Source organism: Streptomyces mirabilis, assembly GCF_039503195.1.
Lineage (GTDB): Bacteria > Actinomycetota > Actinomycetes > Streptomycetales > Streptomycetaceae > Streptomyces > Streptomyces mirabilis_D.
Genome location: NZ_JBCJKP010000001.1, coordinates 10,616,818 through 10,631,922, shown reverse-complemented (window position 1 = coordinate 10,631,922; position 15,105 = coordinate 10,616,818). Strand labels below are relative to the sequence as shown.

Genomic DNA, 15,105 nt, shown 5'->3' with positions numbered 1-15,105 from the left:
CGTCGTCACCTCACGAAGGCGCTCAGGCCGTCGGTGACGGCGCGTCCGACGATGAGGGTCTGGATCTCCCGCGTGCCCTCGTAGGAGTAGATGGCTTCTGCGTCGGCGACGAAGCGGCCTACTTTGTAGTCGAGGAGGATGCCGTTGCCTGCCAGCAGTTCCCGCGCCCACCCCACGGTCTCACGCATCCGCACGGTGCAGTAGGCCTTGGCCAGGGCGGACTGTTCATCCCGGAATACCCCGGCGTCCTGCAACTGGGCCAGGCGCGTCATCATCCCGCACGAGGCCGTGGCGTTGCCGAGCATCTTCACGAGCAGGTCCTGCACGAGCTGGAAGCCCCCGATCGGGCGCCCGAACTGCTCGCGCTCCTTCGCGTACTGCAGGGCGATCTCATAGGCGGCGAACATCACTCCCACCGCCTGCCAGGCAACCCCGCTGCGCGTCTGGCGCAGGATCTTGGCGGTGTCCTTGAACGAGTTCGCGTTCTGCAGCCGGTTGGCCTCCGGAACACGGCAGCCGTCGAGCACGATGTCGGCGTTCTGCACGATCCGCAGCGCCATCTTGTTCTCGATCTTCGTCGCCGTGAATCCGGGGGTGTCCTTCTCCACGACGAAGCCCAGCACATGACGGGTCTCGACATCGCGGGCCCAGACGACCACCAGGTCGGCGAACGTCGCGTTTCCGATCCACCGCTTCGCGCCGTCGAGGATCCATGCGTCGCCGTCACGGCGCGCGGTCGTCTGCAGGCCGCCGGCCACGTCGGATCCGCCGTGCGGCTCGGTCAGCCCGAAGGCGCCGATCTTCTCGAAGCGGCTCATCGCCGGCAGCCACCGACGCTTCTGCTCGTCGGAGCCGCAGGTGAGGATGGTGCCCATGGCCAGACCCGTGTGCACGCCCGCGAACGTGGCCACGGACGCGTCGACATGCGCCAACTCCAGCGCGATGAAGCCCGCGAGGAGGTTGCTCGGCTTGGACTCCGGCGAGTCCGGGTCGGCCCAGTCCATCAGACCGAGCCCCCCGAAGCCCCCGATCAGCTGGAAGGGGAACTCGGCGCGGGCCCAGTGGTCGTCGACGATCGGTGCGACGTGCTTGCGGAGGAACTCGCGGACGGACTCGAGCTTCTCCCGCTCCACGTCCGACAGCAGGTCCTCGTAGGCGTAGAAGTCGGCGGGCAGCAGCCCCTTGTCCAGGTAGGGACCGGACCGTGTCGGCAAGGTCGTTGTGCCGCTCATTGCAATCTCCCTCAAGCGCTGGGGCGTGGCCCGGAGATTCACGCCACGTCAGCGCTCTCCGCTCCTGGCGTCTCGGTTCTCCGGCGCGATTAAACGCGGATCCTGGGCCGGTCCCCCGGACCCGCGCCGCGCACTGGTGCCGTTGTCGCCACGGACCACTCCAGTGGCCCGTCCCCACCTCATGCGCCCCGCCCTGCCCGGCACTCCGCCCCGTGGTCCTCCAGGCGTGATGGGGCGTTCGGCTGGTTGCTGGAGCCGCGCCCGCGAGGTCAGGGCCGGGACGGACCGAACCGCGCGATCTCGTCGGGGTCGGGCACGGACAGAAGGTGCTCAGCGCCGCCTTCGAGCATCTCGGCTATGTCGGTCGAGCGCGGGAGCATCGACTTCTCGTAGCTGTGTACAGCGTCGTCGATGGTGGCGGAGTGGACGAGTGCGAGCGCGAGTTCGCTGGCGTCGAGCATGGCGAGGTTGACGCCGACGCCGAGGGGTGGCATGAGGTGTGCGGCGTCTCCCAGGAGTGTCACGCTGGGCGAGTGCTCCCATGTGTGCGGCACCGGCAGGGCGAAGAGCGGACGGTCGACGTAGGGGCCGTCGTTGTCGGTGATCATCCGGAGTGTCTGGGGTGACCAGGCCGCGTACTCGCTCAACAGGTGCGCGCGGATGCCCTCGCAGTCCTCGGGGTGAAGCCCGTTCGTCGTGATCCAGTCCGCAGGGACGCGCCGCATGATGTAGACGCGCATGTGGCTGCCGCTGTTGCGCTGTGCGAAGAGGCCGCGCTCGCCGTCGGCGACGTGGGCACTGCCCTTCCCGACCAGTTCGGAAAGCTCGGGGTGCGTGGTCTCCATGTCGTCGAACCATGCCTCGAGGAAGCTGACCCCGGTGTAGCGCGGTGTCGCGGGCGACACGGCCGTGCGGACGCGCGAGAAGGCGCCGTCCGCACCGATCACGAGATCCGCTTCAACGGCCGTCCCGTCGGCGAATGTCAGCGTTCGCGGCCCGTCGGCCGGTCCGCTCACTGATGCGAGCGTGCGTCCCCACTGAACCGTCCCGGCAGCGAGCGAGCCCAGCAGGAGATCGCGAAGCTGTCCGCGGTCGATCTCGGGGCTGACCGTTTCGCCCGCGTCCGGCAGATGGTGGGCGAGGATGCGCCCCGCGGGGTCCATGCGGCGCATTTCCTGGCTCTCGAGCCTGGCGAGCGCGAAGAACTCCTCCAGCAGGCCCGCTTCACGGAGCGCCAGCTGGCCGTCTTCCTCGTGCAGGTCGAGTGAGCCTCCCTGGTTGCGGGAGTTCACCTCTGGATCGCGGTCGTACACCGTCACCGGGATGCCGTGCTGCTGCAGGATGCGCGCGCACGTCAAGCCTCCCGGGCCGGCACCGATGATGCTGATCCGCGCGTTCACGGGCGTCGGAGAGTCCACGGTGGATTCCTTTCGTCGGTGGGGTTCCGGGTGGCGCCGCGGCGCGGCGATGACCGGTGCCTCGACCCCACCGGGATGCGGCAACCCCTACGGAGACCACGAAAGCAGAAACGAGTCCATAAGTGCAACCGTTACAGTTTCTGCTTCATTCCAGTTATGCGGTACAGTGACGCCATGCCCGACTCTCCGACCGTTGGCCGTCGCGAGCGCAAGAAGGCGGCGACGAGGCAGGCCATCGCCGACGCTGCGCTGGACCTGTTCCTGGAACACGGCTTCGAACAAGCGAGCGTCCGCGACATCGCCGAACGAGCCGACGTATCGACGACGACCCTCTTCGCGCACTTCCCGAGCAAGGAGGCACTGGTCTTCGACCGCGAGGAGGAAGTCGAGGCAGAGCTGACCGCCGCCGTCCGTGAACGGCCCAAGGACCAGAGCGTGGTCGAGGCGCTCCGCGCCCACGCGCTGACGTCCTGGGTGCCGATCGCGTCGGATCCACGTCTGCATCAACTCACCGCGCTGGTGGACCGGACACCCGCGCTCCGCGAGTACGCGGAGCGTATGTGGATGCGGCACGCGGGCACCCTCAGCGCCGTCATCGCGGAGGAGCTCGGCCGCGCAGCGGATGATCTCGCATGCTCAGCACTCGCACGGTTCGTCCTGGAAGTCCCGACCTTGGCCAAGGGCCGACACGATGCACGCGCGACCGTGGAGACGGTGTTCGACCTACTGATCCACGGTTGGCAAGCACAGCACGATCCCGGGGATGCGATCACAGGCTCTTGCAAGAGCTGACACATCAAGACGGATCGACCCTGAAAGCTCCTGGAACCCCTGTTGCCTCAGCGTGAGCGGCGTCGGCTGCGGGAGTGGAACGGGATCGGCGTATGGCGGCGACCGCACGAGGTCCTGCTCGCCGAGCCGCAGACGGCTTCACGGTGACGGCGCTGGCGGTCCGTCAGGCGCGGTTCGACGCCGGCTCCGGCTCCGGCTCGGCGAGAGGCGCTGCCGCGCGGCGGGGAAGCAGCAACGGGGTCGCCAGCAGGAGCACGCCGGCCAGGCCAATGGCCGTACGCGCGCCGAGCAGGCCGCCCAGCACGCCCCAGACGGCCGTCAGGAGCGCGGTCGAGGCCTTGGTCGTCACGGTCCAGGCGGACAGTGTGCGGGTGATCCGGTCAGTCGCGGTGCGCTCGAGGCGGTAGGTGGCGTAGACGGGGTTGAAGACCCCGCAGCAGAAGATGAGCCCGAGCTCGACGCCCATCACGAGCAGCAGCCCTCCGGTGCCTGGCCCCAGAAAGGCCAGGCCGACGGGCCAGAGCGCGCGCAACGCCCCGGTCACGACCAGGACCTGGTGCTGTCCGAACCGGGTGACGAGCGGTCGGGCCAGCCGCGAGCCGAGCAGCCCGCCGATCGAGGGCGCGGCGAAGGCGAGACCGTACTGCCACGGTGTGAAACCGAGTCGGCCGAGCATCAGGACGGCAAGCAGCGGCTGGACGGCCATCACCAGGCCGTTGAACAAGGCGGTGTTGAAGAACAGCGGGCGCAGCGTCGCGTCGGCGAGGATGTACCGCCAGCCGTCGAAGAGGTCCCGGGCCCGCAGGTGCGCGGCCTCCCGGCGCTCGGGCCGCGGCTCGCGCCCGCCCGTCGCACGGATCCCCAGGGCCGAGAGCAGGTAGCTGACCGCGTCGGCCACCACCGTCGCCACCGGACCGAGGAGCGCGATCGCCGCGCCGCCCAGCGGCGGTCCGATGATCGTGGTCGTCCAGGCCGTGGACTCGAACCGGGCGTTGGCGACGAGCAGGTCCTCGGCCGGCAGCAGAGTCTTCAGGTACGCGCCGGAGGCGGCGCGGAAGGTGATGTCGGCCGCCGCGACGACGACCGAGACCAGCAGGAGCTGGAGGAAGGTGAGCACGCCGAGCGCGAACGCGGCGGGGATCGTCAGCAGCGCCGCGAACCGCACCAGGTCCATCGCGATCAGTACCGGCCGCTTGCGGCGGAACTCCACCCACGGGCCGAGCGGCACCGCCACGGCCGCGCCCACCGCAGCCCCCACGGAGGCGAGTGCGGCGACCTCGGCCGGTCCGGCGTGCAGCACCTGGATGGCGATCAGCGGGAACGCGCCGAAGGCGAGCCAGGTGCCGAGCGCGCTGGTCCCGTACGCTGCCCACAGCCACCCGAACCGCCACCCCAGCCGATGTCCGAGCAGATGTCCCAGCCGGTGTCCACTCCTCATGCCCGACGCCCCTCACCCGCACAACCGATCCGCGTTCGGAAACATCAAAGCGAGCGTCACACCAGGGGATCAAACAACCGTAGGGCCGCCGGCCACAACCATCGGTTGTGCTCGTAGGGTATCGGCATGGACCTCGATTCCGTCCGGACCTTCGTCGTCGCCGCCGACGCGGGCCAGTTCCAGGAGGCCGCCGCCGAGCTGGCGGTCACCCAGCAGGCCGTCTCCAAGCGCATCGCCGCGCTGGAGCGCAACCTCGGTGTGCGGCTGTTCACTCGCACCGCGCGCGGCGCCGAGCTCACCATCGACGGGCAGGCGTTCCTGCCCCACGCGCGCGAGCTGCTGCGCGTCGCCGAGCGCGCGGTCGCGTCCGTGCGCCCCGGCCGCCGTCCGCTGCGCGTCGACGTGATCGCCTCGCGCGGCGCGGCGGCGGGCCTGATGCGCGGCTTCTACCGTGCGCATCCCGAGATCGACCTCGACGTGGTGATGCTGTTCGACATCGAGACGGCTGTCGCCGCCATCCGGTCCGGTGCGATCGACGCGTCCTTCCGCGCCGTCGCCGCGCCCGGCCGGCCCCTTCCCGAGGACATCGAGTCCGTCCGGGTGCTCGACGAGCCGCTCCAGCTCCTCACCGGCCCCGCGCACGCGCTGGCGGGCGCCCGGTCGGTGACGCTCGCCCAGCTCGCCGGGCACCGGATCTGGATGCCCGGCATCGTCCCCGGTACCGAGTGGGCCGCCTACTACGACGACCTCGTCGCCGAGTTCGGCCTCACCATCGAGGCGACGGGCCCCAACTTCGGCTCCGACGCGCTCCTCGACACCGTCGCCGACACCCCGGCCCTGGCCACCTTCATGGGCGGGCACACCCGCCTCGTCTGGCCCTCCGGCCACGGCCTGCGCCGCATCCCGGTGACAAACCCGACGCCCGTCTACCCGCACTCGCTCCTCTGGCACCGGGACAACCCCCACCCGGCGCTGGCGACCCTCCGCGCCCACCTCGCCGCCACAGCGGCCGACCACGACGCCACCGGCACCTGGGCGCCGGACTGGGTGATTCCGCGCTGACCTCCGCCTCGTCCGTGATCAGCGTTGCCGGATCGACGAACAGCAGCACGGGGGCTGTTCTTGTCCGCCGGGGCGGTGTGCTGTGTCGCACCTTCGGTCGACCTTGCCGTACGTGCGGTGCGCCCACACGTCCGCCCTTGCCGATCTCATGACCATCTTCCCGGCCTACAGGTCGGTACCGGCGTTGCCGTCGTCGCTCGAAGAGTCCCGCTGCTTGGTCCCACCCTGAGCGGAAGCGTCGTTCTCCTGCTTGTCCAAGAGCTCCAGGAGCGCGGCGTCTGCCTTTTGCTGATCCTCCTTCGTCAGTTCAAGAGGTGCGTTGTTGTAGACGGCGTACCGGTCGGGATCAATGATGTTGGTGGTTCTCAACGTAAACGTGAGAAGCGGGCGCCACCCCTTGCGGTGGCCAACCCTCACTTGAATTTGGGCCTTGTAGTCACGGGCCTCCGGAAGCAGCCCGGGAAACGGTGCCTCGAGTTCGATGAACATTTGCAGAGCTTCTCTGCCGGCCACAACGAATCCGGCCGGCAACTTCAGTTCCTCGTCCGGTCCGGGTTGGAGACGAGACGGCGAAGACATCCACAAGAGCGGTAGATGAGAGGCGGGCTCATCAGGGAAGGTGAGCCTGAGATCCTGCACAACTATCGGCTTGGCCCCGGTGTTGTGAAGGACGAGCGGAAGCCGCAGGCGAACCAGAGAGTAATTGAAAATCGCCGCAAAGGAGTGAGGCTCCCATGTCTTCAGGCACCCTTGCCTGGCATTGATCCACCAGAATGAGGAGACCGTGAAGACCAATGCGCAGACCGACACGACGGCGGCGCCGGTAATCGATGAGGACGCATTCTGATCCACAGCGGTCATCAACGGGGACACACAATCAGTGTGCCAGCCTCAGGATGGCCACGCTCAACGTCGCCGCGGGGCTCAGGCACCGGGTCAGGGCGGTCTCGGCCTGCAACGGCACGTTCTGCCGCGATCAAGGCCAGAGCCTGATTCCGCGCAGGAAGACCTCAGCCTTCGGCGAGGAGGTGCCTGAGTAGCACGTCCGAGTCGGTGCGCTCGGACTCGGATCCTCTGGGTACGAGTGCCTCTGTCTCCTGCACGAACCTTTTGAGGTCCTGCACCGGAACTTCGAGCAATGCCATACCCTCGGGCGGCTTGAGGACGATGGAACAGCACCACGTCGCGCTCGCCCGCGCTCACGGTTCTCATCGACTTCATGCGTTCGCTCCTGGCGCCTCGAGCCATATGGGCATGCTTGCGGCGGAACCGGTGGCGGACAGCACGAGAGCGCTCGCGGGAGCTACATCCCGTGCCGTCGCCGGGGTGTCCGGCCGGTCGGCAGGAACAGACAAAGCCACCGCTGACTGCCGGGGCCATCACAGGGATGCAGGCAACCTCGGTTGCCCGGCAAGAGCCATGTTCGTGTCAGCGGCCACTGCCCTGCCGGTCGCGGTTGTAGAGGCTCCCGCCGTCGCGGTCCCCACCGCGATCGCCCCACGAGGAACTGGTGCCCTGGTCCCGGCGGTGGCCGTCACCACGGTCCCGGCGGTAGTCGCGGTCGCGGTCCGAGCGGTATGCGTGGCCGCTGTCCCGGTAGTAGTCGTGATCGCGGCCCGACCGGCGGTAGTCGCTCCGGTCCCAGTTGCGCTCATCGCCGCCCGAGCGGTGGTTGTCGGCCGCGACACCGACAGCCGGGCGCTGGACATGCTCGGGCACCGCAGCCGACGCGGTACCCCCGACACCGACTACGGCTCCGCCCGCCGCCACCACCACCACCACCACCACCACGGAGGTGATAGCGATACACATGCGCTTCGTCAGGCTACTCACGGGTTTTCTCCTTCGGGCCAGAGCAATCCGCCAGTACAACGGGTGCCCCCGTCACTGGTGCAGTTCGTGGGGCGCGGTTGGCCACTGCATGCGGGCTCGGTCGGCTCTGCTCTGCGTCACCGAGCGCGAGAGAAGTCGCTTTCGCGGCAAGACCCCAAGGTTCCATACGGTGTACGGGAACTCCCCGTCGAGTGAACCGTACGACGCATGGAAATGCGAGTGCGGAGTTCCGTCCGTCAGGCCCAGGCGAGGGCGTGCTCGACGGGCACGCGGGGCAGCCGCGGGAACCACGGCTCGGCACCCGGGTGACCGATGTTCACCACCAGATGCGAGCGCCAGCCGGTACCGGCGAAGAACTCCTCGTCCACGCCGGCCTTGTCGAAGCCCGCCATGGGACCGGCCGCGAACCCCGACGCGCGGACCGCGAGGAGGAAGACCCCGGTCTGCAGTGCCGAGTTGTAGTGTTCGCGGTGCGGGCCTCGGTGAACAGCACCTTTCGTCCGGCGTCGTCGAGGACATCGAGGGCCTGCGGTTCGCGGTCGGTCATGCTCATCATTTCTCTCTTACTTCGGTTGTGTGTGGTGCCGGGGCGGGTTGACCGCCCCGGCACCACCCCGTGGGGACGGGGTTTGCTGAGCCGGGCGGGGCACAAGAGCCCAGTGCTGTCACGTGGTCCTGTGCTCCCCTGGCCGACGTCATGTGTCGTGTGCTGGCCGCTTGTTCCGCTCCGCGCCCAGGCGGGCGAAGTAGGCGATCAGGTCGGGGTTGTCGACCGCCGCGGGGTTCAGGACCTGCTCGACGGGGGCACCCTGAAGCAGGCGCTTGACGGGAACCTCGAGCTTCTTGCCGGTCTTCGTGTGCGGGAGGGCCCCTACGGCGAGGATCTCGTCGGGGACGTGGCGGGGTGAGGCACCGGTGCGGATCGCTTCGCGGATCCGGACCCGCAGGGAGTCGTCCAGGGTGACCCCGTCGGCGAGGACCACGAAGAGCGGCATCCAGTAGCGGCCGTCGGGTTCCTCCGCGCCGATGACGAGAGCCTCGGTGATCTCGGGGAGGCGTTCGACGACGTCGTGGATGTCGGCACTGCCCAGGCGCACGCCGTTGCGGTTGAGGGTGGCGTCGGAGCGGCCGTGGACGATCACCGAGCCGTGCGAGGTGAGCGTGATCCAGTCGCCGTGCCGCCACACACCGGGGTAGGCGCCGAAGTAGGCGTCGCGGTAGCGGCTGCCGTCGGGGTCGTTCCAGAAGTACAGCGGCATGGACGGCATGGGCCGGGTGACGACCAGTTCGCCGACCTGGTCGAGGACAGGGGTGCCCGTCGCGTCGTAGGCGGCCAGGGCCACGCCGAGGCTGGGGGCGGACAGCTCCCCCGCCCAGACGGGGGTCGTGGAGGCGCCGCCGGCGAAGCCGGAGACGATGTCCGTGCCGCCGCTGGTGGAGGCCAACTGAACGCCGGCGCCCACGTGGTCTCGGACCCAGGGATAGGCGGAGGCGGGCAGAGCGGAGCCGGTGCAGCCGACGACGCGGATGGCCGACAGGTCGTGCACGGAGGGTTCGATGCCCAGCTTGGCCATGGTCAACAGGTACTGAGGACTGGTGCCGAAGACGGTGACTTTGTGACGGGCTGCCAGCTCCCACAGGAGGTCCGGACGGGCCTGCGGTACCGGGCTGCCGTCGTAGGTGCAGGTGGTGGCACCGGTCAGCAGGGTGGAGACGACCAGGTTCCACATCATCCAGTGGGTGGTGGTGTACCAGAGGAGGCGGTCCCCGGAGCCGAGGTCGGTGTTCAGGCCGAGGGTCTTGAGGTGTTCGAGCAGGACGCCGCCGTGCCCGTGGACGATGCCCTTGGGCAGTCCGGTGGTGCCGGAGGAGAAGACGATCCACAGGGGGTGGTCGAACGGCACCGGGGCGATGGTGAGGCACTCGACACGGGTGGCCGCGTCCTCCCAGGGAACCGTCAGCCCCGAGTCCCTGCCCTCCGGCCACGCAAGGCCCACGTGGTCCACGAGCACCGTGGCCTTCAGCGTCGGCAGGGCAGCGGCGAGTTCGAGCGAGGCGGCGCGACGGTCGTGGGTAGTGGCGTTGAAGAGGTAGCCGTCCGCAGTGATGAGCACCGTGGGGTCGAGCTGCGCGAAGCGGTCGGCGGCGGCCTTGGGTGCGTAGTCCTGGCCGCACACCGACCACACAGCGCCCAGGCTTGCGGTGGCGAGGAAGGCGATGATGGCGTGGGGGGTGTTGGGCAGATAGCCCACCACCCGGTCGCCCTGTCCGACGCCCAGGTCGCGCAGGCTGGCAGCGACGGAGGCGACCCGGGCGCGCAGCTCCCGGCCCGTGATCTCATAGCCTGCTCCTGTCTCGTCCAGGGCGGTGATCGCGGGAGCGTCCGGCTGCAGGTTGCGCAGCGCGTGATGCGTGTAGTTGAGGGTGGAGCCGGGGAACCAGCGGGCGCCGGGCATGGTCTCCTCGGCCAGCACCCGCTCGTACCTAGTCGTCGCGTCGATGTCGAAGTACTCCCACACCGCGGCCCAGAATCCTTCGAGGTCGGTGACGGACCACTCGTACAGGGCTCGGTAGTCCGTGGGGTCCTGGATCCCCTCGGCGCCCCGGTGCCGGGCCGCCCATCGGGCGAAGTCCGCGATGCGACTGTGGGCGGCCGACTTCGGGTCGGGAGTGAAGAAGGGTTCCGGATACGGCTCAGGGCGCGGGGTGGTCATGGTGTGGAGCTCCTCGTCAGGCGGGCCGGGCGTCGGCGGTATGGCGGGCCGTGTGCAGCAGGGCGGCCCAGGCGACGGTGTCCGTGAAGTCGCCGGTGCCGGCCGGGACGGTGTCCATCACGACGCGGTCGGGGCGCAGCAGGACGGCGTCGGCACGGCCGCGGGCCAGCCATCCGGCCAGGGTGCCGTCGTCGCCCAGATCGTCGACGCGGATCGTCGGGGCGCCCAGTGCCGTGGCCACGGCCGTCATCTGCGCCGTGGGTGGCACGGCGGTCAGGACGGCGAAGGAGTCCCCGAGGACGTCATCGAGGCGCACTCGCCTGCCGTCGTGGCGTACCCAGGGCTGCGGGCAGAAGGTGCCGGCCAGCATGCGGCCGGTCAGTCTGGGGCGGCGCCGTACGAGTGGACCCGCCGTCAGGGCGGGACTGAGGTCACGGCTCACCGCCGCGGTCACGCCGGGGATGCGACAGGCCGTGCCCACGACGGCCCGGCGGAACGCCGCACCCCGGTCCTGTCCGCCGGTCATGGCCCAGCCGACGGCGACCGCCACGCGGATCACATGGCGGGCGTGCGGTTTGCGCTCGCGTTCGTAGGTGTCCAGCAACGCCTCGTGCGCGCCCCGTTGGAGCACCCGGGAGAGCTTCCAGGTGAGGTTCTGGGCGTCGCGCAGGCCCGCGCACAGTCCCTGTCCGACGAAGGGCGGGGTGAGGTGGGCGGCGTCGCCCAGCAGGAAGACGCGCCCCTTGCGCCACCGGTCGGCGAGACGAGCCCGGAAGGTGTACTGCGCCTGCCGGATCACCTCGAAGTCGTCGCCCTGCGAGGCGTCGGGCGGCAGGTCCACCCAGGGGGCGACCAGCTCGCGCAGGCGCTCCCATCCGTCCGGGCCCTCGAGGTGCTGATCGTCGGCCAGCCGGAACTCCCAGCGGTAGCGGTCCTCGCTGACGCGCATGAAGGTGGCCGGCCGGGTGGGAGAGCAGATCTGCTCGGCGCCTTCCCAGGTACGCACAGGGCGGCTGGTGCGCACGTCGATGACCCGCCAGCTCTCCTCGAAGTGCAGGTCCTCCCACACGGCGCCGATGGCGTCACGGGTGACACTGCCCGCACCGTCGCAGCCGAGGACGGCATCGGCCCACAGGTGCTCCTCCTCGTCGCTGCCGTCGCGACGAAGGGTGACCCGGACCGGACCCGTCGGGTCGTTCGGTCCGTCGGTGTCCCGTGCGACGGACTGGGTGACGGACCCGACCTCCACTCCGCTCCACAGCTCGCACTCCGGGCGGCGCGTCAGGGCGTCACGCAGCAGGCGTTCCAGCTCGGGCTGGTCGAACATGCTGGTCTGCGGGAAGCCGTGGTGTCCGTGCATGGACCGCGGGAATTCGGCGATCACGCGGCGCCCGGCGTCCAGCAGCCGCAGTCCGGGCGCCGGGCGGGCGAGGGCGGCGAAATCCTCGTGGACACCGGCGCTCTGCAGGATGCGGCGGATCTCATCGTCCACGACGACGGCGCGTGGCAGGGGGTAGATGTCCTGGTGGCGCTCGAGGAGCAAGCTGCGCACTCCGTGCCGGGCGAGCAGCAGGGCGGCCATGACTCCGACGGGTCCCGCACCGATGATCACCACCGGTCTCCGGGCTGTGGCCTTCATGATGCGTCCGCGATGGGGGTCCGCTGCTCGCCGAGGTCGATCCGTCCGTCCGGGGTGGCGATCGTGGCGGTGACGAGGTCACCGTTGCGCAGGTACTTGGGGTTCTTGGCCTGGCCCTTGAAGAACGCCTTCCACTTCAGTGCGGGCGGCAGCAGTGCGGCGATCTTCTCGGCCGGCTTGGGCGGGGCTTTCAGGGCCGTGCCGCCGGGAGTGCCGGTCAGCAACAGGTCGCCCGGGGCGAGGGTCTGGAAGCGGGCGAGCAGGGTGAGCGCCTGTGCGGGCCGCACGATCATGTCGGCCAACGTGCGGTCCTGGCGTGACACGCCGTTGACCGACAGTCGCAGCCGCAGGTTCAACAGATGGGTAAAGTCCTCGGGCTCCAGTAGGGCCAGGTACGGGCCCGTCGGCGTGAAGGTCGGATAGGACTTGCTTTCGTAGAACTGGGTCTTGGTCAGCTGGACGTCGCGGGCGCTGACGTCGTTGGTCAGGACGAGGCCGGCGACGTACCGCGGCAGGTCCTGCTCCTCGACGACGGTGCCCACGGGCAGGGTCGCGCCCATGACGAGGCCGAGTTCCACCTCGTAGTCGAGGAACTTCACGTGTGCGGGGCGGATGATCGTGTCGTGGGGGCCGCTGACCGAGCCGGACGCCTTGCGGAAGAAGGTGGGCGGTATGTCGCCGGTGAAGCCCGAATCCTTGGCGTGGCTGTGGTAGTTGACCATCTGGGCGACCACCCGGCACGGGGTGGTGACCGGAGGCAGCGCCACCAGGTCGGCGACGGGTGTGCCGCTCTCGGTGGAGGCGGCGGCCTCGTGGACCGCGTCCCGGTCGGCGAGCAGTTCGGCGGTGGTGACGGCCTTGGTCTCGACGCGGACGGCGCGTTCGTCCCGGACGACCCACCAACCGTCGGTGGTACGCAGAACGTTGGTGCTCATGAGCTCATCGCTTTCATCAGGCCCAGCAGGCGTGCGGGGTCGAGTTCGTTGTCGCCACGCAGGGCCGTCATGACCTCGCGCAGCTTGGCGGGGGAAGGGTTGGCGCCCAGGAAGTCGCGGGTGACCGGCGGACCCCACTGGGCCAGGCCGCTCGCCGACATCGGCGCCCAGCCGGGCTCCAGGTCGCAGGAGAACAGGTCGCCGTCGGCGAAGTGCTCCAGCATGAAGTGGTCGGGGTCGCGCCAGTAGTCGAACAGCTGGCTGCCCTGAATGTGCCGGCCGATGCCCCAGCTGCGCTTGTATCCGCGCTCGGCCAGGTACTCCCCACCGACGGCGATCGCATCGAGGTCGGTGACCTGGTAGGCCGAGTGGACGTAGCCGGTTCCGGGCCCCAGGTGCAGGGCCAGCGTATGGTGATCGACGGCCATGCTCCCCTGGTCGCACCGGATGAACGCCATCGTCGGCCCGCGCCCGCGCTGCCCGTCCAGGAACAGGAAGTCGGACACGATCATCCCGAGGGTGTCCAGATACCAGTCCAGGGTGCGGGCGAACACCCGGGTTTCCAGTACCACATGGCCCAGCCGCTGGATACGGGAGGGCTCACGGGGCGGGCGCTGGGTGGCGTTCGTACGACGGTGATCTGTACCGAAGTTGAGGATCAGCGGCTCCTGCTCGGGCAACGCGGGAAGCTGCTCGGCACAGTGCACGACCCGGACCGGCAGGCCCGAGGGATCGAGCAGGGCGACCGACTGCCCACCGCCCGGTACGCCGATGTCCCGGACGGTACTGCCGGTGGCGCGGGCCAGCCGGTCCAGGTCGGCCCGCTCGGCCGCGCGGAACGCCGGCCCGATGAACCGGGACGCACGCCCCCTCCGGATGACCATGCAGGGTGAGCCCGCGAACGTACCGCGCAGCCACAACTCCCCCTCGGTGCGGGCGGCGACCGCGAACCCGAAGTCACGCGCGAAGACCTCGGCCCGGTCCAGGTCCGGCTTCTCGAACTCGAGCCAGGCCAGATCCGCCACCTTGATCACGGGATTCCGGGAACGTCCTGGGTGCTCTCCGCGCAGGGCGCCCTGCTCACTGTGGAGGTCTTGGTGGGGCGTCTGGGGATCGGCCCTGTTAACGGGGGTGTGGGACATGGTGCCCTCCAAGCAACACTGCTGTAATGAGGAAATCATCAACTTTGCCGTTACCCATCGTCAATAGGGTGGACTCGAATAATTGACAATCTCATCAGTAATGGCAGACTCATCGCGACGGTTGTTACACTCGCCGTATGCCGACGTCAGCCCCGCCCAAGAACCGCTTCGAGCGACGCCGAGCCGAGACCCGTCAGGCGCTCGTCCGCGCGGCCCGGCAGATCCTCGCGGAGACCGGGGACACCAGCGCCAGCATCCAGGCCATCGCCGAGCGCGCGGACGTCGGTTTCGGCTCCTTCTACAACCACTTCGAGTCCAAGACGGAGCTGTTCGACGCCGCGGTGACGGACGCCCTGGACGAGTTCGGTCAGGCCATCGACGAGCGTGTCGAAGGGATCGAGGACCCGGCCGAACTCGTCGCGGCGGGCTTCCGGCTCACCGCCCGCATGGCCGACTCCCACCCTGAACTCATGCGGATCCTGCGGGACCGCGGGCTGGCCTACATCCACTCCGAGCGCGGACTCGCCCCGCGAGCCCTGCGCGACCTGGAGAACGGCATCGCCTCGGGCCGCTTCACCTGCCGCAACGCGACCACCGCCCTGTCAGCCCTGGGCGGCACCCTGATGTCCCTCGTGGCGCTGCGGCTGGCGCGCCCCGACCTCGACGGGGACGAGGCCGCCTCGGACCTGGCCGAAATGGTCCTGCGCATGCTGGGAGTACCTCCGGACGACGCCCACCAGGTGACCCGGCGGCCGCTGCCCGGCCTCGGTTGACCCGAGCACCGGCTGCGCCAGGCGGCGTCACCCCTTCCGCTGGTGGCCGCGCACACCCTTGCCCTCGACCACGACCAGCCCGTGAGACCGGGCTTCCCCGGACACCGCGCAGCCAGATGCGGCCGGC

The 15,105-nt window shown here is 69.6% G+C and carries 14 protein-coding genes; 3 read left to right on the top strand and 11 right to left on the bottom strand.

What is annotated here, in order from left to right; genetic code table 11:
• Positions 1 to 5: 5 nt before the first annotated feature.
• Both AAFF41_RS48525 and AAFF41_RS48520 read right to left on the bottom strand, forming a co-directional pair.
• On the bottom strand, positions 6 to 1,232 hold the full coding sequence (locus AAFF41_RS48525; RefSeq protein WP_319753788.1) for an acyl-CoA dehydrogenase family protein: 1,227 nt from the start codon (positions 1,230 to 1,232) through the stop codon (positions 6 to 8).
• 269 nt (positions 1,233 to 1,501) lie between these two features.
• Positions 1,502 to 2,650: an FAD-dependent oxidoreductase gene (locus AAFF41_RS48520; RefSeq protein WP_319753787.1), complete on the bottom strand. Its 1,149-nt coding sequence runs from the start codon at positions 2,648 to 2,650 to the stop codon at positions 1,502 to 1,504.
• A 174-nt stretch (positions 2,651 to 2,824) separates the two neighbouring features.
• On the opposite strand from AAFF41_RS48520, the gene AAFF41_RS48515 reads away from it, so the two are divergent.
• Complete coding sequence (locus AAFF41_RS48515) at positions 2,825 to 3,442, top strand: TetR/AcrR family transcriptional regulator (RefSeq protein ID WP_343326091.1); 618 nt, start codon at positions 2,825 to 2,827, stop codon at positions 3,440 to 3,442.
• A 163-nt stretch (positions 3,443 to 3,605) separates the two neighbouring features.
• On the opposite strand, the gene AAFF41_RS48510 is transcribed toward AAFF41_RS48515, so the two are convergent.
• Positions 3,606 to 4,880, bottom strand: coding sequence for an MFS transporter (locus tag AAFF41_RS48510; protein ID WP_343326090.1), 1,275 nt, complete (start codon positions 4,878 to 4,880; stop codon positions 3,606 to 3,608).
• A 126-nt stretch (positions 4,881 to 5,006) separates the two neighbouring features.
• On the opposite strand from AAFF41_RS48510, the gene AAFF41_RS48505 reads away from it, so the two are divergent.
• Positions 5,007 to 5,942, top strand: a complete 936-nt coding sequence (locus tag AAFF41_RS48505) for a LysR family transcriptional regulator (RefSeq protein ID WP_343326089.1) — start codon at positions 5,007 to 5,009, stop codon at positions 5,940 to 5,942.
• 165 nt (positions 5,943 to 6,107) lie between these two features.
• Here the strand turns inward: AAFF41_RS48505 and AAFF41_RS48500 are convergent, their stop codons facing one another.
• From AAFF41_RS48500 to AAFF41_RS48470, 8 genes are all read right to left on the bottom strand, one after another.
• Positions 6,108 to 6,815, bottom strand: a complete 708-nt coding sequence (locus tag AAFF41_RS48500; RefSeq protein ID WP_319753783.1) for a hypothetical protein — start codon at positions 6,813 to 6,815, stop codon at positions 6,108 to 6,110.
• A 137-nt stretch (positions 6,816 to 6,952) separates the two neighbouring features.
• A complete protein-coding gene (locus AAFF41_RS52030) occupies positions 6,953 to 7,111 on the bottom strand; it encodes an SsgA family sporulation/cell division regulator (protein WP_425526269.1) in 159 nt (52 codons plus the stop codon).
• Positions 7,112 to 7,370: 259 nt separating this feature from the next.
• On the bottom strand, positions 7,371 to 7,775 hold the full coding sequence (locus tag AAFF41_RS48495; RefSeq protein ID WP_343326088.1) for a hypothetical protein: 405 nt from the start codon (positions 7,773 to 7,775) through the stop codon (positions 7,371 to 7,373).
• Between the two features lie 236 nt (positions 7,776 to 8,011).
• On the bottom strand, positions 8,012 to 8,167 hold the full coding sequence (locus AAFF41_RS48490; RefSeq protein WP_319753781.1) for a nitroreductase family protein: 156 nt from the start codon (positions 8,165 to 8,167) through the stop codon (positions 8,012 to 8,014).
• 303 nt (positions 8,168 to 8,470) lie between these two features.
• Positions 8,471 to 10,489: an acetoacetate--CoA ligase gene (locus AAFF41_RS48485; RefSeq protein WP_319753780.1), complete on the bottom strand. Its 2,019-nt coding sequence runs from the start codon at positions 10,487 to 10,489 to the stop codon at positions 8,471 to 8,473.
• A gap of 16 nt (positions 10,490 to 10,505) precedes the next feature.
• Entirely contained in the window at positions 10,506 to 12,128 is a 1,623-nt protein-coding gene (mhpA, locus tag AAFF41_RS48480; protein ID WP_343326087.1) for a bifunctional 3-(3-hydroxy-phenyl)propionate/3-hydroxycinnamic acid hydroxylase MhpA, read from the bottom strand.
• Positions 12,125 to 13,063: a fumarylacetoacetate hydrolase family protein gene (locus AAFF41_RS48475; RefSeq protein ID WP_319753778.1), complete on the bottom strand. Its 939-nt coding sequence runs from the start codon at positions 13,061 to 13,063 to the stop codon at positions 12,125 to 12,127. The genes mhpA and AAFF41_RS48475 overlap by 4 nt, the downstream gene beginning before the upstream one ends.
• On the bottom strand, positions 13,060 to 14,205 hold the full coding sequence (locus tag AAFF41_RS48470) for a VOC family protein (RefSeq protein ID WP_319753776.1): 1,146 nt from the start codon (positions 14,203 to 14,205) through the stop codon (positions 13,060 to 13,062). Before AAFF41_RS48470 ends, AAFF41_RS48475 begins: the two co-directional genes overlap by 4 nt.
• Positions 14,206 to 14,342: 137 nt before the next feature.
• Between AAFF41_RS48470 and AAFF41_RS48465 the strand changes: the two genes are divergently transcribed.
• A complete protein-coding gene (locus AAFF41_RS48465; protein ID WP_319753775.1) occupies positions 14,343 to 14,978 on the top strand; it encodes a TetR/AcrR family transcriptional regulator in 636 nt (211 codons plus the stop codon).
• Positions 14,979 to 15,105: the final 127 nt, after the last annotated feature.

Coding starts and splice junctions, on each gene's coding strand:
- AAFF41_RS48485 (WP_319753780.1), bottom strand. CDS start 10,489: ATGACCACCCCGCGCCCTGAGCCGTATCCGGAACCCTTCTTCACTCCC.
- AAFF41_RS48510 (WP_343326090.1), bottom strand. CDS start 4,880: ATGAGGAGTGGACACCGGCTGGGACATCTGCTCGGACATCGGCTGGGG.
- AAFF41_RS48490 (WP_319753781.1), bottom strand. CDS start 8,167: ATGGCGGGCTTCGACAAGGCCGGCGTGGACGAGGAGTTCTTCGCCGGT.
- AAFF41_RS48525 (WP_319753788.1), bottom strand. CDS start 1,232: ATGAGCGGCACAACGACCTTGCCGACACGGTCCGGTCCCTACCTGGAC.
- AAFF41_RS48465 (WP_319753775.1), top strand. CDS start 14,343: ATGCCGACGTCAGCCCCGCCCAAGAACCGCTTCGAGCGACGCCGAGCC.
- mhpA (WP_343326087.1), bottom strand. CDS start 12,128: ATGAAGGCCACAGCCCGGAGACCGGTGGTGATCATCGGTGCGGGACCC.
- AAFF41_RS48470 (WP_319753776.1), bottom strand. CDS start 14,205: ATGTCCCACACCCCCGTTAACAGGGCCGATCCCCAGACGCCCCACCAA.
- AAFF41_RS48475 (WP_319753778.1), bottom strand. CDS start 13,063: ATGAGCACCAACGTTCTGCGTACCACCGACGGTTGGTGGGTCGTCCGG.
- AAFF41_RS48505 (WP_343326089.1), top strand. CDS start 5,007: ATGGACCTCGATTCCGTCCGGACCTTCGTCGTCGCCGCCGACGCGGGC.
- AAFF41_RS48515 (WP_343326091.1), top strand. CDS start 2,825: ATGCCCGACTCTCCGACCGTTGGCCGTCGCGAGCGCAAGAAGGCGGCG.